This is a genomic window from Prevotella sp. ne3005, assembly GCF_900110085.1.
In the GTDB taxonomy this organism is placed as follows: domain Bacteria; phylum Bacteroidota; class Bacteroidia; order Bacteroidales; family Bacteroidaceae; genus Prevotella.
On sequence record NZ_FOCK01000002.1, the window covers coordinates 199,908 to 226,830 of the forward strand.

Annotated in this window: 25 protein-coding genes and 2 tRNA genes; 11 read left to right on the plus strand and 16 right to left on the minus strand. The window is 47.9% G+C overall.

Annotation, left to right across the window (positions count from 1 at the left end):
* Positions 1–6 precede the first annotated feature (6 nt).
* Complete coding sequence (locus BMY16_RS03830) at positions 7–621, minus strand: phosphatase PAP2 family protein (protein ID WP_170835990.1); 615 nt, start codon at positions 619–621, stop codon at positions 7–9.
* A 211-nt stretch (positions 622–832) separates the two neighbouring features.
* Between BMY16_RS03830 and BMY16_RS03835 the strand changes: the two genes are divergently transcribed.
* Entirely contained in the window at positions 833–1,297 is a 465-nt protein-coding gene (locus tag BMY16_RS03835) for a GNAT family N-acetyltransferase (RefSeq protein ID WP_091840205.1), read from the plus strand.
* A gap of 61 nt (positions 1,298–1,358) precedes the next feature.
* Here BMY16_RS03835 and BMY16_RS03840 read toward each other — a convergent pair whose 3' ends face one another.
* From BMY16_RS03840 to BMY16_RS15285, 6 genes are all read right to left on the minus strand, one after another.
* The gene (locus BMY16_RS03840; RefSeq protein WP_091840206.1) at positions 1,359–3,617 is read right to left on the minus strand and encodes a BT4734/BF3469 family protein; all 2,259 of its coding nucleotides are present in this window, start codon (positions 3,615–3,617) and stop codon (positions 1,359–1,361) included.
* A gap of 237 nt (positions 3,618–3,854) precedes the next feature.
* Positions 3,855–4,529 (minus strand): hypothetical protein, encoded by a 675-nt coding sequence (locus tag BMY16_RS03845; protein ID WP_091840208.1) that lies wholly within the window; start codon positions 4,527–4,529, stop codon positions 3,855–3,857.
* Between the two features lie 30 nt (positions 4,530–4,559).
* Positions 4,560–5,219, minus strand: a complete 660-nt coding sequence (locus BMY16_RS03850; RefSeq protein ID WP_091840210.1) for a hypothetical protein — start codon at positions 5,217–5,219, stop codon at positions 4,560–4,562.
* Between the two features lie 603 nt (positions 5,220–5,822).
* A complete protein-coding gene (locus BMY16_RS03855; protein ID WP_091840211.1) occupies positions 5,823–7,046 on the minus strand; it encodes a BACON domain-containing protein in 1,224 nt (407 codons plus the stop codon).
* A gap of 61 nt (positions 7,047–7,107) precedes the next feature.
* On the minus strand, positions 7,108–8,640 hold the full coding sequence (locus BMY16_RS03860) for a BACON domain-containing protein (protein ID WP_091840213.1): 1,533 nt from the start codon (positions 8,638–8,640) through the stop codon (positions 7,108–7,110).
* Positions 8,641–8,941: 301 nt separating this feature from the next.
* Entirely contained in the window at positions 8,942–9,166 is a 225-nt protein-coding gene (locus BMY16_RS15285; protein WP_139207114.1) for a hypothetical protein, read from the minus strand.
* Positions 9,167–9,214: 48 nt separating this feature from the next.
* Here BMY16_RS15285 and BMY16_RS03865 point away from each other — a divergent pair, with 48 nt between their 5' ends.
* Positions 9,215–10,471, plus strand: a complete 1,257-nt coding sequence (locus BMY16_RS03865) for a hypothetical protein (protein ID WP_139207115.1) — start codon at positions 9,215–9,217, stop codon at positions 10,469–10,471.
* A 90-nt stretch (positions 10,472–10,561) separates the two neighbouring features.
* On the opposite strand, the gene preA is transcribed toward BMY16_RS03865, so the two are convergent.
* Genes preA through BMY16_RS03880 form a run of 3 tightly spaced genes read right to left on the minus strand, consistent with a single transcriptional unit; the run spans position 10,562 to position 14,509 of the window.
* Positions 10,562–12,049, minus strand: coding sequence for an NAD-dependent dihydropyrimidine dehydrogenase subunit PreA (preA, locus tag BMY16_RS03870; RefSeq protein WP_091840216.1), 1,488 nt, complete (start codon positions 12,047–12,049; stop codon positions 10,562–10,564).
* A 28-nt stretch (positions 12,050–12,077) separates the two neighbouring features.
* The gene (locus BMY16_RS03875; protein ID WP_091840218.1) at positions 12,078–12,380 is read right to left on the minus strand and encodes an STAS domain-containing protein; all 303 of its coding nucleotides are present in this window, start codon (positions 12,378–12,380) and stop codon (positions 12,078–12,080) included.
* 26 nt (positions 12,381–12,406) lie between these two features.
* Positions 12,407–14,509, minus strand: a complete 2,103-nt coding sequence (locus BMY16_RS03880; protein ID WP_170835991.1) for a SpoIIE family protein phosphatase — start codon at positions 14,507–14,509, stop codon at positions 12,407–12,409.
* A gap of 237 nt (positions 14,510–14,746) precedes the next feature.
* Here BMY16_RS03880 and BMY16_RS03885 point away from each other — a divergent pair, with 237 nt between their 5' ends.
* Genes BMY16_RS03885 through BMY16_RS03890 form a run of 3 tightly spaced genes read left to right on the plus strand, consistent with a single transcriptional unit; the run spans position 14,747 to position 16,878 of the window.
* The gene (locus BMY16_RS03885) at positions 14,747–15,202 is read left to right on the plus strand and encodes an STAS domain-containing protein (RefSeq protein WP_091840221.1); all 456 of its coding nucleotides are present in this window, start codon (positions 14,747–14,749) and stop codon (positions 15,200–15,202) included.
* Positions 15,203–15,260: 58 nt separating this feature from the next.
* On the plus strand, positions 15,261–15,389 hold the full coding sequence (locus BMY16_RS15915) for a hypothetical protein (RefSeq protein WP_262987319.1): 129 nt from the start codon (positions 15,261–15,263) through the stop codon (positions 15,387–15,389).
* Positions 15,367–16,878: a glycerophosphodiester phosphodiesterase family protein gene (locus tag BMY16_RS03890; protein ID WP_091840223.1), complete on the plus strand. Its 1,512-nt coding sequence runs from the start codon at positions 15,367–15,369 to the stop codon at positions 16,876–16,878. The genes BMY16_RS15915 and BMY16_RS03890 overlap by 23 nt, the downstream gene beginning before the upstream one ends.
* A gap of 248 nt (positions 16,879–17,126) precedes the next feature.
* Here BMY16_RS03890 and BMY16_RS03895 read toward each other — a convergent pair.
* Both BMY16_RS03895 and spt read right to left on the minus strand, forming a co-directional pair.
* A tRNA-Pro gene (locus BMY16_RS03895) sits at positions 17,127–17,199 on the minus strand.
* A 114-nt stretch (positions 17,200–17,313) separates the two neighbouring features.
* Positions 17,314–18,501, minus strand: coding sequence for a serine palmitoyltransferase (gene spt, locus BMY16_RS03900; RefSeq protein ID WP_091840224.1), 1,188 nt, complete (start codon positions 18,499–18,501; stop codon positions 17,314–17,316).
* 161 nt (positions 18,502–18,662) lie between these two features.
* On the opposite strand from spt, the gene BMY16_RS03905 reads away from it, so the two are divergent.
* The 3 genes from BMY16_RS03905 (at position 18,663) to BMY16_RS03915 (ending at position 20,021) form a co-directional block, all read left to right on the plus strand.
* Positions 18,663–19,697, plus strand: coding sequence for a diacylglycerol/lipid kinase family protein (locus BMY16_RS03905; protein ID WP_091840532.1), 1,035 nt, complete (start codon positions 18,663–18,665; stop codon positions 19,695–19,697).
* A 15-nt stretch (positions 19,698–19,712) separates the two neighbouring features.
* Complete coding sequence (locus BMY16_RS03910; RefSeq protein WP_091840226.1) at positions 19,713–19,892, plus strand: hypothetical protein; 180 nt, start codon at positions 19,713–19,715, stop codon at positions 19,890–19,892.
* 57 nt (positions 19,893–19,949) lie between these two features.
* Positions 19,950–20,021, plus strand: a tRNA-Cys gene (locus tag BMY16_RS03915).
* 50 nt (positions 20,022–20,071) lie between these two features.
* Here BMY16_RS03915 and BMY16_RS03920 read toward each other — a convergent pair.
* The 4 genes from BMY16_RS03920 to BMY16_RS03935 are packed head-to-tail and all read right to left on the minus strand — an operon-like array spanning position 20,072 to position 23,424.
* Positions 20,072–20,464, minus strand: coding sequence for a YkvA family protein (locus BMY16_RS03920; RefSeq protein WP_091840533.1), 393 nt, complete (start codon positions 20,462–20,464; stop codon positions 20,072–20,074).
* An 11-nt stretch (positions 20,465–20,475) separates the two neighbouring features.
* Positions 20,476–21,342 (minus strand): N-acetylmuramoyl-L-alanine amidase-like domain-containing protein, encoded by an 867-nt coding sequence (locus BMY16_RS03925; RefSeq protein WP_244512870.1) that lies wholly within the window; start codon positions 21,340–21,342, stop codon positions 20,476–20,478.
* Positions 21,339–22,421: a DUF4421 domain-containing protein gene (locus BMY16_RS03930; protein ID WP_244512885.1), complete on the minus strand. Its 1,083-nt coding sequence runs from the start codon at positions 22,419–22,421 to the stop codon at positions 21,339–21,341. The genes BMY16_RS03925 and BMY16_RS03930 overlap by 4 nt, the downstream gene beginning before the upstream one ends.
* Before the next feature lie 10 nt (positions 22,422–22,431).
* Complete coding sequence (locus tag BMY16_RS03935) at positions 22,432–23,424, minus strand: Gfo/Idh/MocA family protein (RefSeq protein WP_091840230.1); 993 nt, start codon at positions 23,422–23,424, stop codon at positions 22,432–22,434.
* Positions 23,425–23,522: 98 nt separating this feature from the next.
* Between BMY16_RS03935 and BMY16_RS03940 the strand changes: the two genes are divergently transcribed.
* The 3 genes from BMY16_RS03940 (at position 23,523) to BMY16_RS03950 (ending at position 26,901) form a co-directional block, all read left to right on the plus strand.
* Positions 23,523–24,137, plus strand: coding sequence for a hypothetical protein (locus BMY16_RS03940; protein WP_091840231.1), 615 nt, complete (start codon positions 23,523–23,525; stop codon positions 24,135–24,137).
* On the plus strand, positions 24,134–25,210 hold the full coding sequence (gene hisB, locus BMY16_RS03945) for a bifunctional histidinol-phosphatase/imidazoleglycerol-phosphate dehydratase HisB (protein ID WP_091840233.1): 1,077 nt from the start codon (positions 24,134–24,136) through the stop codon (positions 25,208–25,210). The genes BMY16_RS03940 and hisB overlap by 4 nt, the downstream gene beginning before the upstream one ends.
* A 77-nt stretch (positions 25,211–25,287) precedes the next feature.
* Complete coding sequence (locus tag BMY16_RS03950; RefSeq protein WP_091840235.1) at positions 25,288–26,901, plus strand: ABC-F family ATP-binding cassette domain-containing protein; 1,614 nt, start codon at positions 25,288–25,290, stop codon at positions 26,899–26,901.
* Positions 26,902–26,923: the final 22 nt, after the last annotated feature.

A 26,923-nucleotide genomic window follows, 5' to 3' on the forward strand; every position in this document is an offset into this window, starting at 1 on the left:
GTAATCTCATTCATTTTTGAGTTTCAGGATTCTGTTCCTACCAAAATAGAAAACCACGAACGGGATGATAAAGCCTATCATGCTGCCCACACAGACATCCGACAAGAAATGCTGGGAAAGGTAGATACGCGAGTAGCCGCCCAATGCAGCAAGTGCCAGCAGCAACAATGTCGCCAACTGAAACACCATCCATGAACGACAATTATCCTGCTTAGCCCTTTGATAATACCAGTAACCCAGAACAACGCAACAGGTAAAAAACATGAAGAATGTAGAGGTATGTCCGGATGGGAAAGAATTGCTATGATGCAAACTGACGCCGTCAACCAAAGGCAATACCAGATCAGGATAATTCTCAAACACGATGATGGGTCGTGGGGCATGGAAAAGGTGTTTTAATATCTGTATGATTACAGCGCCAGACAACTCGCACACAAGATAGAAGAGCGTGAATTCTTTCCTCTTCCAAATCAAAGGAAGCAGCGCCAACAGATAGAATGGCCACTCCGCCAACATGGAATAATATTTCAAGAACGTATCACAAAACTCTGTATGACAAGAATTTAGCATCAGGTGGAGTTCCACCTTGGGATATGCAAACAGCAATCCTAATACAATCATAAGCAGTACGAGATATGCTATGATATAAACTGAAAGTCCTTTCAACATCTGTTTCATGCTGCAAAGATAGTGCTTATTGGGCGAATAACCAAATTTGTAGCCCATAATCATGAGAAATAATGTTAATATTGGCCACAAAGTTAGCCATAATCGCTCTCTTTTCATTAACTTTGCAAACCATTCAGACAATTAACTATAGCATAACAAGTATATGGCAATAAGAAGAGCAAACAAAAACGACATTAGGCGTATCATAGAATTACTGCATCAGGTAGACATGGTTCATCACGTCATCCGCCCAGACCTTTTCAAGCCCAACACCACCAAGTATAATGAGCAAGAGCTGGAAGCCCTCTTAGGCGACGACTCCAAGCCTGTATTCGTCTTCGAAGACGGAGAAGTGCTGGGTCATGCATTTTGTTTGATAACAGAGGTCAGGGATGACAAACTGCTTCAGGACATCAAGACGCTCTACATTGATGACATCTGCGTGGATGAAAAAGCGCGTGGCCACCACGTGGGAAAAGCATTATACGAACATGTGCGCGATTATGCCAAGTCGATAGGCTGCAACAACATCACCCTTAACGTCTGGGAGGGGAACAACAGTGCCATATCTTTTTACAAAAACATGGGCATGAAAGTTCAGAAAACCACCATGGAAATAAAACTGTGATATTGTGAACTGTGATAAAGGGATGAGAGGGAGACGCATGCGCCTCCCCCTCTCTCTTCTGCTAAGCCGTCTTTGCATGTTTAGCCAGATACAACTCCGTCTTGCGGTAGACTCCTGTTAGCGGGTCCTGCTGGATATAGCCTCGGCTCTCCCATGTCCAGAGCATCTTATAGGGATCGTGGTCCTTCTTGCCCTGCTTCAGGCGCACCGACTCTGCATCAACATTGGAAAACTCCGTGGGCAGCATGTCGAGCATGTTTCTGGGGCCTCGGCTTGAACCTACTACCTCGCCAGCCAACTGCTTGCGCATCTCCTCGCCGAAAAACTCCATCTTGCACCACATGTCGTAGCGGAAAGCCCAGAGGGCAAAGTCCTCAATCTCCTTACTCCAACGGCCTTCAGCCACATAGAGCACCATAGCGCGCAACCAAGCGACAACTACGGCGCGATGGCTGGTATCCTCGTAGGCCTCATCGTCACACAAACGGGCTGTATCTACAGCCTCATCGTTCAAGCGTTCTATCAGCTGCTGTGCCTTCTTCAGGTCATAGTTGCCCTTGGCGGCATTCAGACGGTCGATGTAAGGCTTCAGCTTCGCCATGAACTTCTCATCGTAGAACCCATGCTTGGGTATCTTTCCATCGTTCGTGGGGATGATGGTAGAGAACGAGAGGCGATTGAACGAGCCATCGACAAGCATCGGTTCATAGAATTTCTGAGCACGATTGATGGTGCTTGAGGCATTCCAGTTCCAGTGCAATCGGAATCGGGCAGTGACCGACTTCTCTCCTACTCGCTCCTGACCAAACCAGTCGCAGTCGAAAGCTGTCTGGATGATGTTACGCAATCGCATCTTATCCCGTGAGGGGTCGAGCTGATTGAAAAGCTCCACCTCGTTGAGCAGTGAGTAGATGAAGTGCCCATTGGCATCCTTCCCTTTCTGTGCAAGGGCAGCAGTGGTGATGTCAGACATCAGTTCCTGCACAATCAGGTCGTCAGGACGGTCAGGCGACTGCTTGTTGGCTCCCTTCTTGGCAATCTCATCCTTATACTCCTGCTCACGCTGACGGTTCACGGCATCACGCTCTGCAATATCCTTCATGATGCATTCACAGACACGAGGAATACAAGCCTTACCCGTTGATGTCTTGGCCATCGTGTGGTGCATGAAGGTGGCCTCACGATAAGTGTTGTCGGCATAGAGGAAATGCACATCATAGAGATGTGCCCCCAATGGGGGAAACACGCCCAAGGCAATTGAAGGCCAGAGATTCTCGGGCTCCTTGCTCACCAGCAGTCTGATGAGCTTGGGCAGCTTCTCAGGCAACTGAGGAGGCAGAGACCCCATCACATCCTTCACAGGAGTCTTGGGCTTTACCTCAGCCATACTCTCTGCATAGATACGGCGCAGAGCCTGAGTCATAGGTGCATTGGTCTTGGTGTACTGCTCGTAGAAATCGGCCACCAGTCGCTGGCAATCCGATTCCTGTGAGTAGTTGGGCATACGGTCTTTCAAAACCTGCATCAGTTCGGACTGGGTCATCAGTCGGCAGATGCCAACGGAGAGCACAGCCACCAGCGAGTTGTGCCAGTTGTAGACACCCACCACATCGATACTCTCTGGCTTCAGGCCTGCCTCTTTCAGGCAGAGGTCGAAGATGCGCAGATTGCGGGCATGCTGCTCGGGAGTGATGGTTGCCAGCGGGGTCTTTTCCGATGCCTGAACGGCTTCCTTCTTTGGCTCCACTACCTTCACCTCACGATCCTTCAGCAGCTCCTCTTCATCAAGATAAAGAAGGTACGCGCGAGGCACGAGGTAAGAACAGCGTGCATAGTCCTTCACAGAACCATCATAGTTCTCATCGCCCAGCTGCTCCGACATCCATTTCTGAGCCTCTGCCAGAGTCATGCCGGCAGGCATCTCGAAAATGAGTCGCAGGCCCTCGGTAGAAGGTGTCTCGTGGGCCATGACGATGCCCAGTTCACTGATTCGGTCTTCTATCATCGAATGATAGTAGCCGCGAGGATTCTCGATGTGGTCGATGTCATACATCGAGAGCCCAGAGGGAATGGCTTCTGCATTCTTGCGTTCACCATTCTTAAAGATGGCGTGAGGAGTAAGTACCGGAAGTAACTTCTTCTGAGCCTTCTTGTAGTCTTCAAACTCGGTGCGTGTCATCTCGCCCTGCTTCACCTTCTGGAGTGCCTGGGCAATACGGTCGCACACATTCTTGGTTGTAGCTGAATCGAGTGCTTCGTTCAGCAGAGTGGAAGTGCAAGTCTGAACCTTGCTGAAGTTGTTGGTTGAATAACCTGTCATTGTTTTTTGAATTTAGTAATTAAACTTAATGTTAACCGGCTTCTGTAACCTACGGCCGCTTGGCGACATCAGCTGGTGCCTCGAAGCTCCTTTGGCCTCGAAAACCACTACAAAATTACTAAATTTTCCAAGGGAATGCAAGCTTTTTTTGATATAATCGGGGGCTGTTGGGAGTCAGCCGAACGAATGGATAATATTCGGCCGAACGAGCCGAATGGAGCCGAATAGACTGAGGGGCTATCTGGTGATAAAAGGGGCAAAAACCTTGTAGAAATCCCTCACCAGCTGCTGCATGTTTTTCACGGTTTGCCTATTGTTGCCATACCTCTCCAGCATGTCGCTATGAGCCCAGATCTGCATGGAGGGCAAGTGGTCGCCGTCGACAGCCCACTTCTTGTATTCATACGACAGCATATCGGTATAGGGCTTGTAGATACGATTGCCAGGCTCGTCGCGCTTGAGGTCCTTCAGCAGTCCGGGGAAGAGCGTATTGATATCCACGAAGAAATCCACGTAGCCACCTGCCCTTTCGCGCTCCTTGCAAACAAATCGCCAAGCAGCGTAAATACAAAACCACTCCTTCTTGCCATACATGTCAATCTTTGAGAGACAATTGCGCAATGCCTCCTTAAAATCCAAGAGCTGTTGAGGGCTTACCTGATAGAAGAACTTCAGCTCGGGCAACTCGGGTGTGTCTATCATGGGCAGGCTCTTGGGCTCGCTTTCGGGAGCCTTGGGCATCAGCTGGCGGAAATGGTCGCGTATCTGGTTGATGGCCTCCATAGCCTGAGCTACAGCGCCATGAACCGCTCCCCACTCCTGAATAAGGGTAATGAGGGGCAGCGCGTCCTTGTAAGTGGGTAACTGCAAGCAGTGTTCCACCAGATATGACAACTCAATCTTTGGAGTCATTCCTTACGCGTGCGTACCTTATTTATAATATTAGAGATGCGGGTTAGCATTCAATTCTGCGATGATATGCTGGGCCTCGGGCATGTTGCTGTGGAACACGATGTCGAACTGATGTTCAGAAAACGCCTTGTAGTAGCTACTGCGAGTCTCGCGGATTTTATTCAGTAAAGCCTGTTCTGAGACACAGCCTTTATGGTCGAAACAGAAGAAGTTATCGCCGCTCTCCACCCCCCAGCTACCATTCTCGGAATGGAATATGGATATGGGTATCTTGAACCAGTCTTCGGGTTCGTTAGTGTCAAAGCCTTCGGCATCCTTCTTCATGGGCCATTCGATGGTAATGCCTAGTGCCTTCAAACGTTTAACCAACCTTTCGGGATCGCTGGCAAAGGAACTAAAGTCGTACTTGCGCTTGACATCGCTGGATAGCATATAGAAGGCTACAGGGCTTAGTGGATTACTCAGAATCTCGCAATCCTCCAACGTCACGTCTTCCATCACAACGCCTGCATAGTTGTTATTACCATAATCCACTACGGGGTGACTTATGGTCTTGATGCGCTCCTCACGTGATCTGGAATCAAACACCTCACGCACTTCTATCAGCGTGGCTATGTGCCTTACCAGGTCACCTTCAATATTGAGCACATTATAAGGTGGTTCAATTTTTAAGAGATGTGTTTGTATCATTGTCACCTGATTTTCTTTTCGAGTGCAAAGGTACACAATAATTAGTAGACGACCAAATTAAATCCGTGTTTTCTCGCCCCTCGTTTTCCATCACATTATCACAGTTCACAGTATCACAGTTTTTTTTCTGCCACCCTACCCCCTCTTAAAGCTTTTATAAGTGTTAATAAATATAAATATATGTATATATAAATTAAATATCAAGGATTCAAGCACCCTCAACCATCGCCAGAGAAACTGTGATATTGTGATTTGTGATTCACCCTCCTCCGCCCTAATCGGATAATATTTTACAATCAATACCCCTCAAAACACGCTCAAAAATCCCCTCCCAGTAAACCAATCCCTTACTCCGAGTAAACCCAGACTTTACTTATTATAAAGTCAAACTTTATGACGGGCAAAAACAAATGGGTGATTTTAGCGGATTTGAAGAAATCCAAATAGTCATTGACTTTTTGGAAATATTTTTACAGCACGCAACAAGTCTGTCTTATTATTCAACTATAGTTTTTCATTTCCATTTATTTCTATGTTGTTTCAAGCAAGGAGTAGACACATTTTTGTGCCTACTCCCCCTATAGTAATTGGTATAACTCTGAATTATCTATAATTTGAAGTATAAGTATAAGTCCTTCCGTTATATGAATATTCCCAAACAAATGTATAGGATCTGGAAGTAATATCAATATACGAATTTCTTACAGATACGGACTTCGTCCCCCCTGCTTCCATTGTTCCAAAACCAGTCTCAGTCCCTAATAAAGAACCACCTTCATATATAGTACATTTGTTTACTGTAACACTTCGTTTACTGCCATTTTTAAGAGTACTACTTACAAAATAACCAGAGAAGGCTCCACTTGGACCTATAACAGTTGCATAACCGCTGTTAGTATCTGCACTTATTAACGATTCAATATCAGGTTCTTCTCTATTTGTCTGGACAATCGTTACTTTCTCATAGATATTCCATTTCAAATTCCAAAAAGTAACAGTTGTTGTTCTAGCTTCACCCTTTTCGGTAAAAGGTGCCACTTTGATTTTCTGAACGAAAGACCAATCTTGAGTATCTTCTCGACCTTCACTTTCCACCCAATAGTCATCGTAATCGGTATAAAGTCTTACATTCGAATTAACCTTCACTGCAATTATCCCCCCATCTTCATATAGCTCCACATAGTTCTTGTCTAAAGTACACCAAGGAGTCAAACTTTGTCGTATTGTAATTTTTGATGAGTCACCAGTCTTATTATTAATTATGAGGACTTCGGCATTTCTTTCATCACCACTATTATTCTTTTCCGCTTTTAATACTATTGTAGAACTTGTCAAGCCTCTTGTCGTTGATACTGATTGAGTGATCCATGAAGCACTCTCGGGTATTTCAACTTTATAACTAACGTTGCTTTGCACTTCAACACTTACTTCGCCCCCTTCTTCTGGGACTGTGAAGGAGTTACCTTTTATTATAATTGCATCTTTTTGCTTCTGAACGACCTTGAACGAACGTGTAGCTAATTCATCTTTAATATCACTAATTGTTACAATACAAGAGCGATCATCATAGGTGTCATTTGCATACACTTTAATTAATATCTTTGACGCATCAAAATCAATTCTTGCATCGCACCAAGACTCATTTGCAGAAACACTATAGTTCTTGAAATCCTCTCCAGGGAATGACATTGACTGTTCAGCATTATCTGAAGAGAATTCAAGATCATTTATTACCAACTGTGGCAAGCGGCTTTCATACTCATCTTTACTGCAAGCCGACATTAAAGCCAAAAGTACAAATAATAATATTATTCTTATATCTTTCATATCTTATCGCTTAACCGTGATGCGTAGGGCTTACTATAATAAAATGATAAACGTTATTTATTCAGTCGCTTATATCTTGAATTGTATATCTGGTTTCTGCCCAGCTACTTTTATAGAACCTTACTTTCTTTGTATAGTATTGCATATTTGATTTGTTTATATAAATAATTTTAAGATAGAAAGTGTTATCCAAGAAATAATTCTCCAAATAATCTGTATGATCTTGAATCTTTACAACTTCGTAATCTACAGAACTTCCACTAGGTAAATTGATACTTTCACTTTTATTATGGAAACTATTTCCAGAACTCGAGTATGCATTCATATTCTTTATTTCTATATTACATTTAGAATTATTCGTAATAGAAAAATCAATATAAGATGCAAAACGATCTCCATATACAACACCTGTTCCTATTTCGTATAAAGTTATTTCTTTTGAGATATTATTCATATCAACTTCTTTTCTTAGCTCTACTTTTACTGATATTTCATCACTATGGGAACCATCTTTTGTCATAACGGATATCCTTGCACTTCCTTCGCTTATACCAGTTAGTTTTCCTTTACTATCAACTGTTGCTACAGTTGGGTTCCATGACATCCATGTTACATCCTTTCCTGTTTCATTCACTAATTTTAGATTTTTCTTCTCACCTACTCCTAAAGTTACATTTTTGTCATCAATATAGAAACGTACTGTTTGTTTCAAGACGACCTTCTTTGATAAGCCCCATTTCGTATTGCTACATCTAAATGTGATGGTTGTAGATCTACTGCTCGAAATTGGTTCTACATAGAAATTCTGTACAAAGCTGAATCCTTTTTCATCAGTTCTGTCTTGAATATATACCCAGGAATCATCTCGAACAATATCGATATCAGTATTGGTCGAAACTGCAATACTAAATTTACCTCCATTCACATCAAGTAAAATTTCGTCTTTATCTATCTCAAGATATGGTGTGAATCCTTGCGATATTGTCACTTGAGTTTTAACACCTGTATCTTTATAAACAAAAGTAACTTTAGCTTCTCTCTCATCTCCACTTTCATTCTTCGACGCTCTTAGGACTACAGATGAACTAGTTAAGGATCTAGTACTTACCTTTTTAAGCCAATCTGCATCAGATGGTATCTCAACTTCATAAGCAACATTGCTCTGAACGTCAATTTTAACTTCGCCTCCATCTTCTGGGATTGTATAGGACTTATTATCTATCAGAATCGCATCATTCTGTTTTTGAACCACACTAAATGAAAGAGTTGTTGCATCTTCAGGATCGGTTAATGTAATCGTAGCCTGTCTTTCTTCATAGGTCTCATTTGGTTGTACATTAATAACAACTGATGATCCTTGAATGGATGCACTACACCATACAGCGCTACTAGTTATGGTACACTTACTTATATCTTTAGTACCAATACTGACTGTCTTATTATTCGTACCAGTCTCAAATGTTTGTTTATCAATAACAATACCCTTTAATGGGCTGGAATAATCTTCTCCACAAGAAACGGTACATGTTATACTTATCACCACAAGGAATAGTGATAATAGGGAATAGTTTATTGTTTTTATGTTCCTTATCATAATTGTTAATAGATGTTTTAGTTTTTAGTATACCAAAAGAAAACGTGGACAATTTACTTCGTCTACGTTCCTGAGGTATCGCCAAACACCTAATGTACTTAAACTGGTAAATGCCCACGCCATGCGGCGCGAACTATCTACTTCAGTTCTTGTACATTTCCTTGAAATTTTGGCGATTTTCAGGAACAAGAATCAAAAGTGGATGTTCATCCTATATGTCCTTTTTAAAAGTTATCTCAGCCCATAGGCAATTCCGTTTTGAGGGTTATACATTATTGTAATAGAATGCAAATATACAAACTTATTCTGAAACTTCCAAATGTTTTGCAATAAAAGTATTTTTCTCTCGATGATTTACACCCATAATCTCCCACACTATTCTTTCTTGGGGATGCGCTTCGTGGCGGTCAGGCAAATAAAACCAGACTTTACTACGGACAACGTAAAGGGCTTGATTTGAATCAATTATTTGGGGGTTATATCTATAAAATGGTATAAAATAATGCCCATGTGCTCCTTTTTTCATACCTTTGCACGTGAATTATCACATCTTTAAACTAAATTAAATTCAACAATGAAAAAGATTTTTTCTTTAATGGCTATTGCTGCTGTAGGAGTAACATTTACGGCATGCCACAATAGCTTAGACGATGAGCGAGCTGCTATTCAGGAGAATGAAATCGCAGCAAAGAAGACTGCTTTCCAGGAAGCATTTACAAAAACTTTCGGAGAGATTAGTGGTAATCAGGATTGGGGTTTCGGTGAGGATCTTAAGTATCCTACTATCGACATGTCTACTTCCTCCCCTCTTTTCACAGATGAGAACTCAGCTGCCAGAGCTTTGACAAGAGGTAGTCAGGTTCCTGTAAAATATACCGATTGGAATGAATTGCAGAAAAAGACTGATGCTACAGCATACTACTTCATTCGTATCGACAATACAATCATTGAGAAAGAGAGAAATAAAGCCAATAGTAACCCAAGTGCTTGGATTGGCATGCCTGCTAATGAGTATTGGCCAAAGACCCCTCAGTATAATGCGGACAGTAATGAAGGTAAGGTAGATATGGCCAAGATTTATGAGTTAACCGGCAAGAATTTTATTTTTAACGACCTCGGCGTGAATAATGAAGTCCTCCGTCAGGTTCCTTCCTTCGAGACGGTTATTTCCTGGATTGGTCAGGGCGGTACCGCTAGTGTAAAAGAATATGAGGAAATCCGGGAAGTTTGCAAGAATTTTAAGGATGTTATCTGGTACGTTGCCAAGTGGCAACAAGGTAATGACAATGTCATCCACGTTGACGGTATCCTGACCGATGTTTCCCGTACCATCATCTGCGAAGATCTGGGTAGCATTGGTGACTTCGACTATAATGATGCTGTTTTCGATGTTACTATCTATTCGGATGAGGATGGCAATCACGCAAAGATTACCCTTAAAGCTGCCGGTGGTACGCTGAAATTGACCGTTGGTAATCATGAGATTCACGAAGAATTGCTCAAGGATGGCAAGACCTATGAGAACGGTTCCTATCCTATGATCAACACTGGTGCTGGTGTGACAGCAGCTCCAGCAGTATTCACTTACGATTTCCCTGCTGGTGTGACGAACAATTTCATCAATAACATTCCTGTGGTCGTTACCTATAAGGATGGATCAACAAAGACACTGGAAGCTACCAAGGGTCAGGCTCCTGAGAAGATTGCCGTTTTGAACGGTTTCGTATGGCCTTCAGAGAAGCAGAACATCAAGAGTAAATACAGCCACTTCAAAGATTACGTTGAAGACGCTACAGGAGAATGGAATGCACCTAAATGGTACGAGAACTAAGTAGGCTGATAATAATTGAAGTATTATAAATAAAGGACAAGGCTCACAATTTCGGTTGTGAGCCTTGTTTTCGATAGGAGTGCTTTCACGCTATGAATTTTTCTTGGGGATGCGCTTCGTGGCGGTGATGGCGCCTGTGGGACATACCAGACGGCAGAGGTGACAACCCACGCACTTCGTGCCAACGATACGAGGCTGACGGGTGGCGGCATCGAACTCGATGGCCTGATGACCACCATCCATACACGACACATGACAGCGGCCACAGCCGATACAAACCTCACGATCTATCTTCGGATAGATGATGGTGCTGCGGTCGAGGTCGGTAGGCGTCACGAAATTGGGCAACTCCTCACCCACCAGCTCGGCCAGATGAGCGACGCCACGCTTGGCCATATAACGCTGCAGACCTAATATCAGATCGTCGATGGTACGATAGCCATACTGCATGACGGCCGTACATACCTGTACATTGTTACAACCCAGCTGGATAAACTCCAGAGCGTCGCGCCAAGTCTCAATACCTCCGATACCACTCAGCTCCACACGCTTATTGCCTGCTTTGCGCAAGCCGCTCATGATAGGATTCTGAGCAATCTCCATGATATGACGCAGGGCGATAGGCTTGACGGCACGTCCAGAGAGTCCCGAGATGGTCTTCCTTCCGCTTACCTCTCCGTCGCTGCTCATCGTCACGCTCTTGATGGTGTTGATGGCCGAGATGGCATCGGCATTACCGAAATAGGCCGCCATAGCGGGTTGACTGATCTGGGTGATATTGGGTGTCATCTTCGGGATGACGGGAATGGAGACGTTGCGCTTCACGTAGGCTGTGTAGAAGAGCACCAGCTCCGGGTTCTGTCCCACATCGCTGCCCATACCAGCCAGTCGCATCTGCGGACACGAGAAGTTCAGCTCAACGGCATCCACATGAGCCGCCTCAGCCATCTTGGCCAGTTCCACCCACTGCTCTTCGGTCTGACCCATGATGGAGGCTATGACCACCTTGTTGGGATAGTTCTGCTTCAGCCTCCTGAGGATGTCGAAGTCCATATCCACAGGGTTCTCGCTCAACTGCTCCATGTTGCGGAAGCCATAGAAGTCGCCGTGGGTACCATTGTAGTGGAGCGCATCGAATCGGGGCGACACCTCCTTGATTTCCTGCAGACAGATGGTCTTGTAGAACACACCACCCCATCCCGCATCGAAGGCACGAGCCACCATCTCATAGTTGGTGCATACGGCCGAAGAAGCCAGGAAGAAGGGGTTCTCACAGTGAATGCCACAGAAGTCGATGTCCAGCGACGGATAGTTGCTGGCATCCACCTCGTCGTTAGGAACGGCATGCAGCATATCCTTGATGCGAATAGGCATACCATAGTGTATACATGCCTTCTCGGCAGCCTCCAGATCTGCGTCGCTGCAATCCTTCACCCAGCGCAGGGCTGGCTTGCGGTTATCAAAGCGGATGGCGCGTATGGCACGTGCAGGATCACCCGTCTTACAGGCCTTGCTGCAGGGTGCATCCTGACAAAGCAGACAGCGGCTCGCTTCTTCGTAGATGTTTAGTTGTTTCATGATTGTTGTTTAGTAGGTAACTCTTGTTTTAATCAAACTCGAAGAGGGTGATAAAGCCCGTCAGCTTGAACACGTTCTTGATGTCGTCGTTCACGCCGTGCATAATCACCTTACTGCCAGTAGCCTTAGCGCCTTTCAGGATGACCAGCAGGATGCGCAGGCCACTGGAAGCGATATATTCCAGGTCAGTGCAGTCGATAATGACATCTTTGCCGTCGGAGTGATAAAGCGGTTTCAGCACCTCTTCAGCCTCCGTAGCTGCCATCGTATCCATTTCTCCTTCCAATGTGGCGACATACTTGCCGTCGATTTCTTCCAATTTCGTATTCATAATCTTTCTATTTTGTAAATTAACTTTTATCCTTTTAACTTCTTAATCAGCGTCAATACGTTCTGCCCGTCTATACGCTCATAGTTGATGGTGTCCATCAGCTCGCGAACCAGCAGGATGCCCAGTCCACCTATCTGACGGTCTTCGGCAGAGAGCGATGTATCGGCCTTCTCTTTCGCAGTGGGGTCGAAAGCCACGCCAGAGTCGGTGATGACCGTCTTCATAGTCTCACCATCGGACATGACGCGCACCTCGACTTCACCCGTCTGTCCTGCAGGATAGGCATAGTCGATGACATTCACCACAGCCTCCTCTATGGCCAGACGGAGCCTACGGGCTAGCGATTTCTCTACATTCATTTTCTCCAGCACCGACTTGATGAATATGCTGAACTTCGCCACTTCGTGTACATCGTTCTTGAGCACGAGCGTCTCTGTCAGCGTACTCTCGTAGCGCTTCGGCGTATAGTGGATCACCAGCATCGTCAGGTCATCGCTCTGCTGGGCTTCGCCAACAAACGCATGCACGCTGGCGGTTACGGCTTCGAGCAATTGCTGGGGCTGAAGCTGGCTGTTGGCCGCAAGCGTCTTTTGTATGCGCTCAAGACCATACAGCTTGTGCTTGATGTCCTTCGCCTCTGTCAGTCCGTCAGTATAAAGGAACAAAGTGGAGTCAGGCTCCAGCTGCGTTTCCTGAACACCATACTTCACGTCGTCGAACAATCCGACAGGGATGTGGGGCAAGGCATCGACATTCGACAATTTCCCATCCTTCAGGATGATTGGCGCATCGTGGCCAGCATCGCAATAGCGCAGACGACCTGTTGGCAGGTCGAGCACACCGATAAAGAAGGTGACGAAAATGCAGGCGTCGTTGCCCTCGCAGGAGACCTCATTGACGGATTGCATGATATGGGCGGGATTGTTCTCATGAGCCGAGAAGGCACGGAACAACGAATGGATCACGCTCATCACCATCGCCGCTGGTGCTCCCTTGCCACTGACATCGCCAATGCAGAAGAACAGCTTCTCATCTCGGATGTAAAAATCATACAGGTCACCACCCACCTCACGGGCAGGCACCAGCGAACCATAGATATTCACATCGTCGTGCTGCAGATGGCTGGGTGGCAGCATGCTCTGTTGTATCTGGCTGGCCACGTGCAACTCGCTGCCAATACGTTCCTTTTCGGCATTTGCCTTGCGTAAACGTTCTAAGTTACGTGAGCTACGCCACACAATAAATCCCATCAGTATCAGACCAGCCAGAACGGGCAGCAGGAGGGTTCTGCGTATGATGCTCAGTTTACTGAACACCTCGTTGTCGTTCAGGATATTAATCAGAATCCAGTTTGTATGGCCACCCACAGGGTGGTAAAACATGTGATACTTCTCACCTTGCTCATCTTCGATGGCTACATAACCCGTACTGTCCACATCGGCCCTAACCTGTTGGAGTGCTTTATGGAACATAGCGTTATCCTTGCCTGCCAACAAATGCCCCTTGCCAGTCACGACAAAACGCTGAGTGGCCTTATAGAGCTTCCCTTCTTCCACCACTTCCTCAAGCCAGTCAAGCGCTATATCCGCATCCACCACAGCCACAATCTTACCTTTATTGTCACGGACAGGCACACCATAGGTGGTCACCATCTCCCTGGCGCCCTTATTGTCAAAATAAGGCTCGCACCAATGACCGCCGTTTTTGGCTATCGGGGCGGTAAAGAATTCCATCTGCGTATAGTCATGCTCTTCCGAACTCAACTGCATGGTCTCAATGCTCCCGTCAGCCCTTCTGACGGAATAGGGCTCATACAAGCGGCCTATCTTCGGAAAGTAGTTAGGAATGAAGGTGACCGTAGCGCCCAGAACGGCAGGGTTGTTCTCCACCAGTCGGTGTGTAATCGAGAACATCCACTCAGGCTCATCCAGTCCATCGCTTACCACCCACGACATATTGTCAACAGTCACTTCCACCTTAGCCAGTTGGTTACGGATACAGAGAAAGAGGGCATTCATCTCGCGCTCTACCAATCTGTCTACCGTATTGTGGATAATATTCTGCGCTGAGTAGTACAAGACAGCCGATGTCAGCTCCAACAAAAGAGCTGCACCAATAATAAGGGACAAGGGTATATTGTGCCTTATGACCTCACTTATCCGATTCCAAACAGACTTTTTCTTCACAAGAATCTTTTGTATTGTTTTAAGCAACACAAGGCGCATTCAACACCTTGACGGAGCAAAAGTACAAAAAAAGATTCAAAACAACTATTATTTTATGTTAATTAACGATTTAGCAACCCTTATGAAGCGACTTTTTTGTATCTTTGCACACAAGTCCATCAATAACTAATTAGAATAATAATGGAAAATGATTTTACTATCAGACTGGAAGGGACTACCCTCTATATCTATTTAGGTTATGAACTGACGTCTCAAAATGCCCCAGAGCTGCAAGAGGCTCTGCAACAATATAGGAGTCAGAATATCACGAAAATGGTGTTCGATGCCACCGACCTCGTGTATATCTCCAGTCTTGGTCTCCGTGTTGTCACTTATACGTATCGGAAATTTGGCAATTCTCCTAAGATTGAGTTCGTGAACTGCGACAAAAAGATCCACGAAATCTTTGAAATCACCGGCTTTACCAACCTCATTAATTTCGTGGAGGACAAGGCCAGAAAGGAGCAGTCGGGCGTCACGGATATCAAATTGCAGAGAAAGCTTAATCAACTTCACCAACAGCAAATAGACTATTTTGCAGCCAACAATGATGTGGTGATGTACCAGATGAAATTGGGGCAGGAAGACGACGACTAAACCCTGACTTTTCGAAGCTACACAAAAAAAGTTAAACAGACACCAAAAACAAAAACCTATGGCAACAAATAATAAATATGTACTAACGATAGATGGCTATGAATACCGTTTCCAGGAAGAGCAGGAGTTAAACAACAGCAAGTTCAATTTGGAGAAGCTGTCGTATGTCGGACGTCGTTTTAGGTAAAGCACTGACGAGGCTGTGGCTGGTGGCAATCGTTCTTGGTTTATCTGCCTGCACAGACAACTCTGACCAGCCTGCGGAGGTGGGTGTCCAGACCATCAGCAACGAGATGGCAGCCATACGCGACTATGTGCCGCTCTATGCCGTGATGGCCCATCGTGGCTCCACCTATTGGGCGCCTGAAGAGACCGAGAGTGCTTGGAGGTGGGCACGCGAGATGGGTGCCGACTATCTGGAGTCCGACCTCCAATGCAGCAAGGACGGTGTGATCATTGCCAACCATGATGACAACCTGAAGCGCACCACCAATGTGGAGGAGCTCTTCGGGGCAGCCATTCCAGCCACCCGCATGCAGTTTTATGAATCCCTGGGGTTTTCGCACGAGGACGCCCTGGAGCAATATCAGCGCGACGAAGCCTCCTTCCGTCCCTACTACATGCAATCGTATTACTATGCAGAGCTGTTGATGCTGGATGCAGGAAAGTGGTTTGGCGAATCCTTTGCCGCCTCGCGCAACGGCTATTTTGCCGACGGCAGGCTGCACTATTGCACAGGACAATATGTGTCGGCCCTGCGAGACCAGATAGCCTATGCCAATGGCAGGATGCTGCAGCGTAAGGATGACGGCGAACGGCAACTGCCCTACAGCATCAAACCCGAATATCAGGGAAAGACGCTGCACGAGATTTGGCAGACCATTGCTGCCAAAGGCACCTATAAGGATGTCTACATGGATTTCCTGGACTATGACTTCACCAAAGCTTATGTGGACGACCCACAGGACAGCGGCCACCGCCCGGGCATCTATATCGAGTTTAAGGAACCGGAAGTGAACCCTGAGAATATGGAGCAGCGTGTCTACGACATTCTGGACCTTGAGGGGTGGAACATCATCACCAAGCCCGCCACGGAAACGGCTTTCTATGTCAATGGAAAGGTGAACGTAGGGCGCACGAACGGCAAGGTGATCCTTCAGACCTTCTCGAACGAGGCCCTGAACCGTGCCTATGCCATCTTCAAGGGACGCGTGCCGATGTGCTACCTGCTGTGGATCAACGTTCCGCCACTGCCCGGCGACTTTGAGCTGACCACGCCTGAAGGGTTTGCACAGGCCATCAAATATGGGCTCGACCACGGGGCGCATATCATAGGACCGTCCATTGCCGGAGAGCCAAACAACTACGACGAGCTCAACGCCCCGTGGCAGGCACAGCTGACGCGCCGTAGTGGCATGCTCAACCACCCCTACTCTTTCGATACCCAGATGCAGATGGAGAAATACGTGGACACAGCCGAGGGGAGCATCGCTGCCGACGGATGTTTCACCAACCGTTCCGATCTGACGCTGAAGTATATGATTGACAAGGGGTTACGTGGCCGTTCCGACATCCCCAACCCCTTCCATCCCGGAAACACCTACGACAACTCCCAGGCTCCCCGCACCGTCCCCGATGCCGTCAAGACCATACAGCGACTGGGCTACACGAGATAGAAGAAAATCCCCGAAACCACCAACGGTCCCGGGGAAATTCTTTACTTGGGTTGTTCAGATAGTCTCTACGCGCCATCCAGATAGTCTCTTACTCGTGTTCAGATAATCCCTTATAGGGTATAGAGATAGTCTGAATGAGTGGTTCAAGACGTCTGGACGAGCCTTAGATGACATCCCTTTTCCATAGTTACACGTTTTTACGTAAAGACCGCTGACTCTTAACGAATCAGCGGTCTTTTTCTTTGAAGTCGGGGCGACAGGACTCGAACCTGCGACAGCCTGGTCCCAAACCAGGAACGCTACCAACTGCGCTACGCCCCGTTTTTGCGGGTGCAAAGGTACTAATAATTATTGAAGATTGAAGATTGAAAATTGAAAAAAGTGCAATTCTTTATATTTATTAACACATCTCAATCTTCAATCTTCAATATTCAATTACTTAATGATACCCTGTTCTACGAAAATCTTCTTCAGAGCAACCACCGAGCGGTCTACCTGCTCATGGGTATGGGTGGCCATGAGAGCGTAACGCACGAGGGTATCCTGAGGAGCACATGCAGGCGGGATGACGGGGTTGATGAACACACCGGCCTTGAAGGCGAGGGAGGTCACAAGGAACGTCTTGTCCACATCGCGCACATAGAGCGGAATGATGGGACTCTCGGTGTCGCCAATCTCGAAGCCTTCTTCACGGAAACGCTTCAGGGCATAGTTGGTGACATCCCAAAGGGCAGCAATGCGCTCGGGCTCTTTCTGGATGATATGGAGAGCCTCCATGGCTGCCGCAGTGGCAGCGGGCGTGTTGGATGCCGAGAAGATATAGGTGCGGCAGGTGTGACGCAGGAAGTTGATGGTATCCCAGTCGGAGGCAATGAAACCACCGATGGAGGCCAGCGACTTGGAGAAGGTTCCCATGATGAGGTCGATCTCGTCGGTGAGTCCGAAGTGATCGCAGACGCCCCTACCCTGCTTACCGAAGACACCGATACCATGGGCCTCGTCGACCATGATGGAGCAGTTGTACTTGTGCTTGAGCTCTACGATCTCGGGAAGCTTGGCCAAATCGCCTTCCATGGAGAAGACACCATCGACGACGATAAGCTTGATGGCCTCGTAAGGAAGCTTCTGGAGCACGCGCTCAAGATCTTCCATATCGTTGTGCTTGTAGTGGAGCTGCTTGGCAAACGAAAGACGACGACCGTCCACAATACTGGCGTGGTCGCGATCGTCGCAGATGATATAGTCGTCCTTGCCTACTACCATGGCCAATACGCCCTGGTTGACGGAGAATCCCGTAGAGAAGCAGAGGCAGTCTTCCTTGCCGATAAACTCTGAGATCTCCTTTTCAAGCTGCACGTGCAGGTCGAGCGTTCCGTTGAGGAAGCGGCTGCCGGCACATCCGGAGCCATACTTGTCGAGTGCAGCCTTTGCGGCATCGATGATGCGCTGGTCGCCCGTTAAGCCTGTATAGGCGTTAGAACCGAACATGAGCACTTTGTGACCGCCCATTTCCACTTCCGTTCCCTGCTTTCCTTCAATAGCACGGAAATAGGGATATACGTCAGCCTCCATGAATTTCTGCGGCTCACGATAATGCGAATATTTCTCTTGTAACTGTCCCATTCCTTATAGGTATGTTCTTTATTTTTATTTTCAGGCTGCAAAGTTACACATTTTTTGGCAAATCGTGCAAGTTTTTATTAATAAATGTCGCTTTTTGGTATTTTTATTTCATTTATAACTGATTTTTCAGGCAATTTTTGTATTTTTGCACTCAGATTATGATGGAAAAGAAGAAAATCACATTTATACTGAACCCCATTTCCGGCACCCACTCAAAAGAGGAGATACCGAATCTGATTGAACAGACGCTCGATCAGGAGCTCTATGACTATACCATCCGATTCACGGAGTATGCGGGACATGCCGCAGAGATAGCCAAGGAGTGTGTGGAGCTGGAGGAAGATGTGGTAGTGGCCGTGGGCGGCGACGGCACCGTGAATGAGGTGGCCCGCTCGCTCGTACACACCCAGACGGCGCTGGCCATCATCCCCTGCGGCTCGGGCAACGGACTGGCGCGCCACCTCTGCCTGCCCCTCGATGTGAAGAAGGCCATCGGCATCATCAACAGCTATAATGTGGAGACGTTCGACTACGGCGTGATCAACGGTATGCCTTTCTTCTGCACCTGTGGTATGGGCTTCGATGCGTTTATCTCGCTGAAGTTTGCCGAGGCAGGCAAGCGCGGCCCCATCACCTACGCAGAGAATGTGCTGAAGGAAGGACTGAACTACAAGCCCGAGACTTATGAGGTGGAGGACGAGACAGGGGCCAAGCGCTATAAGGCTTTCCTCATTGCCTGTGCCAACGCCTCGCAATACGGCAATAATGCCTACATCGCACCAGGTGCCACGATGAAGGACGGTGAGATGGACGTGATCATCATGGAGCCCTTTACAGCCCTCGATGCACCACAGATAGCCGCCGACCTCTTTATGAAGACCCTCGGCAACAACTCAAAGATCAAGACTTTCCGCACCAAGAGCCTCCATATACACCGCAACGAACCGGGTGCCATCCATTATGACGGCGACCCCATCATGACCGATGCCGACATCGACGTTCACATGGAGCCGGGCGGCATACGCATCCTGGCCAATCCGAAGGTGGAAGAGGATAATGGGCAGCCCAACCCCGTGCTCAACGCTTTCAGCGACCTCTTTAATAATATAAATAATGTACGTGAGGACATCGAGAAGCGCGGCAAGCGGATCCAGCGCGTGAACAAGGTGTTGCTTCGTAAGCTTACGAAACTATAGTGGTAAGTGGGCGCGATGTGGCAGATTGTGGTTGTCGGAATCGTATTGACAGGGGCCGTGGGCTATGCTGCACGCCGCGTCTATATCAGCTTCAAGAAGGCCAATGATCCTTGTTACGGCTGCACCGGATGCGCCTTGAAAGACATAAAAGACAAGAAAAATTGCGAAAAAGGGCATTACGGCCATAAAAAGTAGCCGAAAAATTTGGCAGTATCAATAAAAATGGCTACCTTTGCACCCGCATTTGCAAACGGTGCGTTGGATGAGTGGCTTAGTCTACGGTCTGCAAAACCGTCCACGGCGGTTCGAATCCGCCACGCACCTCGAAGCAAAGTAATCCCCGTCAGATGATTCTGGCGGGGATTGTTTGTTTTTTATTCTTCAGAGTCGAAGAGATTCTGGATTTCACTGATCTCTTCTTCATCAAACCACTTCGAGAGCTTTGCACGGGCCTGCTCCACAATCTCGGGGTCGATGCCCGTCCATACCTTCTTGAGCACAAAGAGCAGCACGGCGAGGTCGTCGGTGAGTCCGGCAATGGGAATAGCATCGGGAATCACGTCGAGCGGACTGATCATGTAGCCGAGCGCTCCGATGATAATGGCCTTGTCGCTCTTGCTCACCTTGTCGCTCTGCAGCGTGTAATAGAGGATGAGGGCAGCATACACTAACTTGGCTCCGGCTCGCTTGGCGATGCGGGAGATCTTCTCAGCAAATTCTGACTGGGAGAATTTGTTGGCATAACTCATAAAATCGGGTAATTCCATCATGTTACTGTTTATTTGTTGATTCTAATGATTCTGATACCGGTGTGAGAGGGGTGCTTCTGCAGATACTGATAGAGCGTCATGGGCTCGAGCACCACCTTCTTATGCAGTTGCGAGGCATTCAACAGGTGAAGCCCATCGTTTTTCCATACCGCAAAGCCGAGGTGCGCGATGTCGAGCCCAGGCTTTTTGCAGGTGATGGCGATGATGTCGCCGTCGTTGACGGCCTTGCGCAGCTGCTGGCTGTTGCCAACGGCCGATTTGGGAATATAGCGAAACTGCTGGCCAGACACCTTTTGTTCCATCTTGCGGATATCGCCAACAAACTCCGGATGCTTCTTCAAAGCCTCGTAGCTCTTCGGGTGCTGGCTCATATAGTTGACACTGACTTGCTGAAGGGCGGTAAAGGGCGGATTCGGAGCCTGTATCTCATGGACGATGCCCGCCTTGGTGTTCTCGGTGATCCACTCGGTGAAATAATGGATGCGGCTGGTATAGCCCCGGATGAGCCCCCCACGATAACGCATATCCACGAGGGCATGCTTGAAGGCATAGTAGCTGAGATTATGCCGCTGGACACAGAGCGTGAGGGCCATCACATTCTCCACCAACGTAGTGCAGTCGAGCTGACGCGTGTTGACCACCAGGCATTCAGGGTCGTTGCCCTCGAGGGTAGCTGCCACGTATGGACGCCCGATAAACTTCTTGGCAAAGAAGAGCGGCAGGTTGGCGGATGCCGGCAACTGGCTGGCTTCGTGCAACAGCTGGCACACCGTGATACTGTCGGTGGTCAATTCCTTGACCTGTTTCCTTGCCGATACAGCCATCGGCCAAAGCAGCAGGATCAATATCGGGTATATCGATAAACGTCTCATCATACTTTCTTTTTCTTCTTATATTTTGACTTCAGCACAAAATTGTAACCTATATATGCATTGAACGAGCCGAAGATATTGTTAGCCTTAAAGCGCGATGTCCGGTAGTTGTTTGACCGGAGGATGGCACTAGCACCCACATACCAGCGGGTGTTATTATAGACCAGTCCGAAGCGCCAGATACCATCAAGGTTCACCTTCGAGAAATCGAATCCCTGCTTCTCATCAGCCACCTTACCGTAGCTCGTCTTGTAAGACAATGCCAACTGAGCGCTGGCACAGAAAAGCCAGTTCTTGGCAAACACCCAGTTGTAGGCATAGCCGCCAGAGATCATGAAATCGTTGTACTGGATATCCTTGAACATCATGCCGCTGTCAAGTTCCAGCTCCTGCGTGCCCATACGGTTTTGCAGCGCCTGCTCGAGCTCATCGTAGTCCATATCGAGCGTGTTGTGCGTATAGCCCGCCCCTGCGAGCCACGAGCCACAGCTTATCTTCTGGCAGGTGGACTGGCTGAAGGCTGCCGGATAGGAGAAGCGACCATGGTTGAAGATATAGTAGGCACTGACACCCGTTATCCCCACATCGATGCCACCGAACGGCATTCCCTCAAACAATTCGCCATCGACGCCATAGCCCAACTTCACATCGCGTATCTTATAATCATCGCCCGAACGCCTATAAAAGATATCGATACCTACCTGCGAGGAATAGATGCTCAGATCGAGCTGATTCTTCAGGCCGTTGTGGCCAAAACCGATGTTCTTAATATCAAAGGTGTAGCCTAAGAAGAACCATCGCCAGCCGAAATAGGGACCTACCTTGGTAAGGCCATCGGGTGCGAGCCGGATAGACTGGCCGTTGCTGCTCAACTCAAAGCTCTCGTAGGTGCGGGTCACCTGTCCCATCACGGTAAACTCATAGTGCTGCGGTTCGATGTACTCGTCTTCCAAGCGGTCAAAGCCTCGGATGGTCTGGCGGATGACACCCATGTCGTGGGATTTATCCGTGTGCAGCGAATCCTGAGCAACCGCAGTTGCAAAACCCAGCATCGCCGTCAGTATTATCACCACCCACTTCATCACCCAGACATCAGAATTTACCCAAGATACGATCCATCACCCAGTTCACAGGCGTTGCCGATATACTGGTACATGTACAGACCGCCAACCCCTGCAGATGCTCTATCACATTCTTAATGAGCGGATACTGCACATAAGGCGGGTTGGGCACCGTGATGCTCTCATCGCCCTCGCTGGTCTGCAGGCGGATAGGGTTATAATCAAACACCGAGAAGCTCACCTGCCCCTCTGTTCCAATGATTTCAATACAGTCTTCACGGGCACTCTCGTGAGCCACATAGCACCATGAGCCGCTTCCCGGCAGCCCATTCTCAAACCGGAAGCAGGCGCTCACCGAGTCTTCAGCATCATAGAAGCCACCACGATTGGCGCAGATGCCACGGGCTTCAAGGATCACGCCAAACATATCCTGAAGCAAGTCGAGCTGATGGGGAGCCATATCGTAGAAATAGCCGCCACCCGCAATCTCGGGTTGCAGACGCCAAGGCAGCGGTGTATGGTTGCTGATGGCATCGGCATCAGTCTGGCGCAGCGGCTCGGTATAGCGTATCTGTACATTGAGAATCTTACCGATGCGGCCACTCGACACAATATCCTTCACCTTTTGGAAATAAGGCAGATAGCGGCGGTAGTAGGCCACAAAGCAAGGGATGCCCGTCTGCTCGGAGATACGATTGATGCGGGCACAGTCTTCATAGCTGGCTGCCAAAGGCTTCTCCACATAGACCGGTTTACCAGCCTTCATGGCCATGATGGCATAAGTGGCGTGGCTCGATGGCGGCGTGGCTACATAGACAGCATTCACGTCAGGATCATCGATCAGCTCCTGGGCATCGGTATACCATTTACGGATGCCGTGGGTCACAGCATAGGTGCGCGCATGCTGTTCCGTACGGCTCATCACAGCCACCACGCTGGAGCCCTCAACCTCGCTAAAGGCAGGTCCGCTTTTCTTCTCTGTCACTTCACCGCAGCCGATGAATCCCCACTTCAATCGTTTCATTATGATATGTTTTGGCTGCAAAGATACGAAATATTATGCATTATGCATTAATATTTATGATTTATTTTGTAACTTTGCACCGAAAATCAAGTCAGACAATGGAAAAAAACAACGAAAATACCCTTCAGAAGATACGTAGCGGCCGCGCTTGCATCAGCGACGGCTACCAGTGGTTCAGTGCCCGATTCCGTCGTATCTTCCGCCTTACATGGCCCGCAGCACTCGTATTTGCAGTCATCAGCGCAGTAGCCTCAGCACTGCCAGTATTGGTATCCCCTGCCTTTGTATGGCCAGCCATCGGACTTTGGATTGTGGCAGTCATCTTATTCCTAGCCTATACTTCCAGAAGGCTCCGAAAACATCTGCTCGAACCAACAGGCCCCATTCCCTTTAGTGCCCGCATGCGCCATCTGGGACTGACCGTGCTGGTAACGATCGTCTGTCTGATAGCCGTCATCGTGCTGACGCTCATCACATCGTTGCCCATGGTTATTATGATGGCAGCCAACTGGGAGTCGCAGATTGGTGTGCTGATGGGCGACCCTGCAGGCATGCCCGATTACGTGAAATGGCTCTCTATCGGCGCCTTTCTCATAGCAGGTTTCTTGCAGGCCTATGTCTGGATGACCATCATAGCACCCCTCTACATGGCCAACATTACCATCGCCCTCAGAGAGAAGGAAAGGAAAGAACTAAACATTGAAAAAATATGAAGAAACGAATACTATTCATCGACCGCGACGGCACCCTGATTGAGGAGCCTGCAGACGAGCAGATCGACAGCTTTGAGAAGCTGAAGTTTGTCAAGGGCATGTTCCGCAACCTCGCTTTCATCCGTGAGAAACTTGACTTTGATTTTGTGATGGTCAGCAATCAGGATGGCCTCGGTACCGATGCCTTTCCAGAGGACACTTTCTGGCCTGTCCACAACTTCATTCTCCAGACGCTCGCAGGCGAAGGCATCACCTTCGATGAAATACTGATCGACCCTCACTTTCCTGAAGACAATGCCCCAACACGCAAGCCTAACACGGGACTGGTAGAGAAATATATCCAAGATACCGAGCACTATGACATCGAAAATTCATTCGTCATCGGCGACCGCGAGACAGACCGAACCTTTGCTCAAAACATCGGTTGTAAATCTCTGATTCTGAGCGACGAAAATATGTCTTGGGAAAAGATCTCTGAGATCCTGTTTGCAGGAGAGAGAATCGCAGAAGTAAAGCGTACCACCAAGGAGACCGACATCCATATCAAGGTGAATCTCGATGGTACTGGCAAGTGCGACATTTCTACCGGACTGGGGTTCTTTGACCACATGCTGGAGCAGATTGGCAAGCACGGCATGATAGACCTGACAATCCACACGAAGGGCGATTTGGAGGTTGACGAACACCACACGATTGAGGACACGGCCATCGCTCTTGGAGAGTGTATACTGAATGCTCTCGGCTCAAAACGCGGAATCGAGCGCTATGGATATTCATTGCCCATGGACGATTGTCTGTGCAGCGTTGCCCTCGACTTCGGAGGCCGTCCATGGCTAGTATGGGATGCCGAGTTCAAACGTGAGAAAATCGGCGAGATGCCAACCGAAATGTTCTTACATTTCTTCAAAAGCCTCAGCGATGCGGCAAAGATGAATCTGAACATCAAGGCAGAGGGGCAGAACGAGCACCACAAGATAGAAGGAATCTTCAAGGCACTGGCCCGCAGTTTGAAAATGGCAGTCAAGCGCGACATCTACCATTATGAGCTACCTTCGACCAAGGGGATGCTTTAATCGGACGAAAATTTGGAAGTTTCAATTAATTTTCGTACCTTTGCAGCCCAATTATTATAAATAAGGTATAGAAAGAGATGATAACAGTTACAAACCTGCAAATACAGTTTGGAAAGAAAGTCCTCTATAAGGACGTGAACCTGAAGTTTACGAGCGGTAATATCTATGGCATCATCGGTGCCAACGGTGCCGGTAAGTCCACCCTACTCCGTGCCATCAGCGGTGAGCTGGAGCCTAACAAGGGTTCGGTAGAGATGTTGCCCGGCGAAAGAATGAGTGTGCTCGAACAGGATCACTTCAAATACGACCAATTCTCCGTGATGGACACTGTACTCATGGGGCACAAGCCCATGTGGGACAATATGAAGGAGCGCGAGGCCCTTTATTCAAAGCCAGAGATGAGTGAGGAAGACGGCAACCGCGCCGCAGAACTTGAAATGGCTTTTGCCGAAATGAACGGCTATGAGGCAGAGAGCGAGGCAGCCCAGTTATTACAGAACCTCGGTGTGGCAGAAGGACAGCACTATAAGCAGATGGCCGAGATATCCAATAATGAGAAAGTGCGCGTTATGCTGGCCAAGGCCCTCTTTGGGCACCCCGACAACCTGTTGCTTGACGAGCCGACTAACGATCTCGACCTCGACACCGTACAATGGTTGGAGGAATATCTGTCGAATCTGGAACAGTGTGTGCTCGTGGTGAGCCACGACCGTCACTTCCTTGATGCCGTGTCTACCCAAACCGTGGATATCGACTTCGGAAAAGTAACGCTCTTCTCAGGTAACTACTCCTTCTGGTACGAATCAAGTCAGCTCGCTTTGCGTCAAGCTCAGAACCAGAAGATGAAGGCTGAGGAGAAGAAGAAACAGCTGGAGGAGTTTATCCGCAGATTCTCAGCCAACGTGGCCAAATCAAAGCAGACCACCTCGCGCAAGAAGATGCTTGAGAAATTGAACGTAGAGGAGATTACACCTTCTACCCGCAAATACCCTGGTATCATCTTCCAGATGGAGCGTGAGCCAGGTACACAGATTCTGGAGGTGGAAGGACTCAAGGCTACCGATCCGGATGGAACAGTACTCTTCGACAACGTGTCGTTCACCATTGAGAAAGGACAGAAGACCGTATTCCTTTCACACAATCCGAAAGCCATGACAGCTCTCTTTGAGATTATCAATGGTAATCGCGAGGCAGATGCCGGTACCTATAAGTGGGGTGTGACCATCACAACGGCCTATCTTCCACTCGACAATACAGAATTCTTCCAGAGTGAGATGAACCTCGTAGACTGGCTTTCACAGTGGGGACCCGGCAATGAGGTGACCATGAAGTCGTTCCTCGGCCGCATGCTTTTCAAGGAAGAAGACATCTTGAAGAAGGTGTGCGTGCTCTCTGGTGGAGAGAAAATGCGCTGTATGATTGCCCGCATGCAATTGAAGAATGCCAACTGCCTCATCCTCGATACCCCAACGAACCACCTCGACCTCGAGTCAATCCAGGCATTCAACAACAACCTCATCCAATTCAAAGGTAACATCCTCTTCGCCTCGCACGACCATGAGTTTATCAACACTGTGGCCGACCGCATCATCGAACTGACGCCAAAAGGTACCATCGACAAACTGATGACTTATGACGATTACATCTATGATGAGACTATCAAAGCCAAAAAGGCAGAGATGTATAATTAAAAAAGATTTCGGCACGGAATTT

What these genes read in the sequence shown, in the direction of transcription:
- BMY16_RS03830 (WP_170835990.1), bottom strand. Translation starts at nt 621, where the DNA reads ATGATTGTATTAGGATTGCTGTTTGCATATCCCAAGGTGGAACTCCAC.
- BMY16_RS03835 (WP_091840205.1), top strand. Translation starts at nt 833, where the DNA reads ATGGCAATAAGAAGAGCAAACAAAAACGACATTAGGCGTATCATAGAA.
- BMY16_RS03840 (WP_091840206.1), bottom strand. Translation starts at nt 3,617, where the DNA reads ATGACAGGTTATTCAACCAACAACTTCAGCAAGGTTCAGACTTGCACT.
- BMY16_RS03845 (WP_091840208.1), bottom strand. Translation starts at nt 4,529, where the DNA reads ATGACTCCAAAGATTGAGTTGTCATATCTGGTGGAACACTGCTTGCAG.
- BMY16_RS03850 (WP_091840210.1), bottom strand. Translation starts at nt 5,219, where the DNA reads ATGATACAAACACATCTCTTAAAAATTGAACCACCTTATAATGTGCTC.
- BMY16_RS03855 (WP_091840211.1), bottom strand. Translation starts at nt 7,046, where the DNA reads ATGAAAGATATAAGAATAATATTATTATTTGTACTTTTGGCTTTAATG.
- BMY16_RS03860 (WP_091840213.1), bottom strand. Translation starts at nt 8,640, where the DNA reads ATGATAAGGAACATAAAAACAATAAACTATTCCCTATTATCACTATTC.
- BMY16_RS15285 (WP_139207114.1), bottom strand. Translation starts at nt 9,166, where the DNA reads ATGAAAAAAGGAGCACATGGGCATTATTTTATACCATTTTATAGATAT.
- BMY16_RS03865 (WP_139207115.1), top strand. Translation starts at nt 9,215, where the DNA reads ATGAAAAAGATTTTTTCTTTAATGGCTATTGCTGCTGTAGGAGTAACA.
- preA (WP_091840216.1), bottom strand. Translation starts at nt 12,049, where the DNA reads ATGAAACAACTAAACATCTACGAAGAAGCGAGCCGCTGTCTGCTTTGT.
- BMY16_RS03875 (WP_091840218.1), bottom strand. Translation starts at nt 12,380, where the DNA reads ATGAATACGAAATTGGAAGAAATCGACGGCAAGTATGTCGCCACATTG.
- BMY16_RS03885 (WP_091840221.1), top strand. Translation starts at nt 14,747, where the DNA reads ATGGAAAATGATTTTACTATCAGACTGGAAGGGACTACCCTCTATATC.
- BMY16_RS15915 (WP_262987319.1), top strand. Translation starts at nt 15,261, where the DNA reads ATGGCAACAAATAATAAATATGTACTAACGATAGATGGCTATGAATAC.
- BMY16_RS03890 (WP_091840223.1), top strand. Translation starts at nt 15,367, where the DNA reads ATGTCGGACGTCGTTTTAGGTAAAGCACTGACGAGGCTGTGGCTGGTG.
- spt (WP_091840224.1), bottom strand. Translation starts at nt 18,501, where the DNA reads ATGGGACAGTTACAAGAGAAATATTCGCATTATCGTGAGCCGCAGAAA.
- BMY16_RS03905 (WP_091840532.1), top strand. Translation starts at nt 18,663, where the DNA reads ATGGAAAAGAAGAAAATCACATTTATACTGAACCCCATTTCCGGCACC.
- BMY16_RS03910 (WP_091840226.1), top strand. Translation starts at nt 19,713, where the DNA reads ATGTGGCAGATTGTGGTTGTCGGAATCGTATTGACAGGGGCCGTGGGC.
- BMY16_RS03920 (WP_091840533.1), bottom strand. Translation starts at nt 20,464, where the DNA reads ATGGAATTACCCGATTTTATGAGTTATGCCAACAAATTCTCCCAGTCA.
- BMY16_RS03925 (WP_244512870.1), bottom strand. Translation starts at nt 21,342, where the DNA reads ATGATGAGACGTTTATCGATATACCCGATATTGATCCTGCTGCTTTGG.
- BMY16_RS03930 (WP_244512885.1), bottom strand. Translation starts at nt 22,421, where the DNA reads ATGAAGTGGGTGGTGATAATACTGACGGCGATGCTGGGTTTTGCAACT.
- BMY16_RS03935 (WP_091840230.1), bottom strand. Translation starts at nt 23,424, where the DNA reads ATGAAACGATTGAAGTGGGGATTCATCGGCTGCGGTGAAGTGACAGAG.
- BMY16_RS03940 (WP_091840231.1), top strand. Translation starts at nt 23,523, where the DNA reads ATGGAAAAAAACAACGAAAATACCCTTCAGAAGATACGTAGCGGCCGC.
- hisB (WP_091840233.1), top strand. Translation starts at nt 24,134, where the DNA reads ATGAAGAAACGAATACTATTCATCGACCGCGACGGCACCCTGATTGAG.
- BMY16_RS03950 (WP_091840235.1), top strand. Translation starts at nt 25,288, where the DNA reads ATGATAACAGTTACAAACCTGCAAATACAGTTTGGAAAGAAAGTCCTC.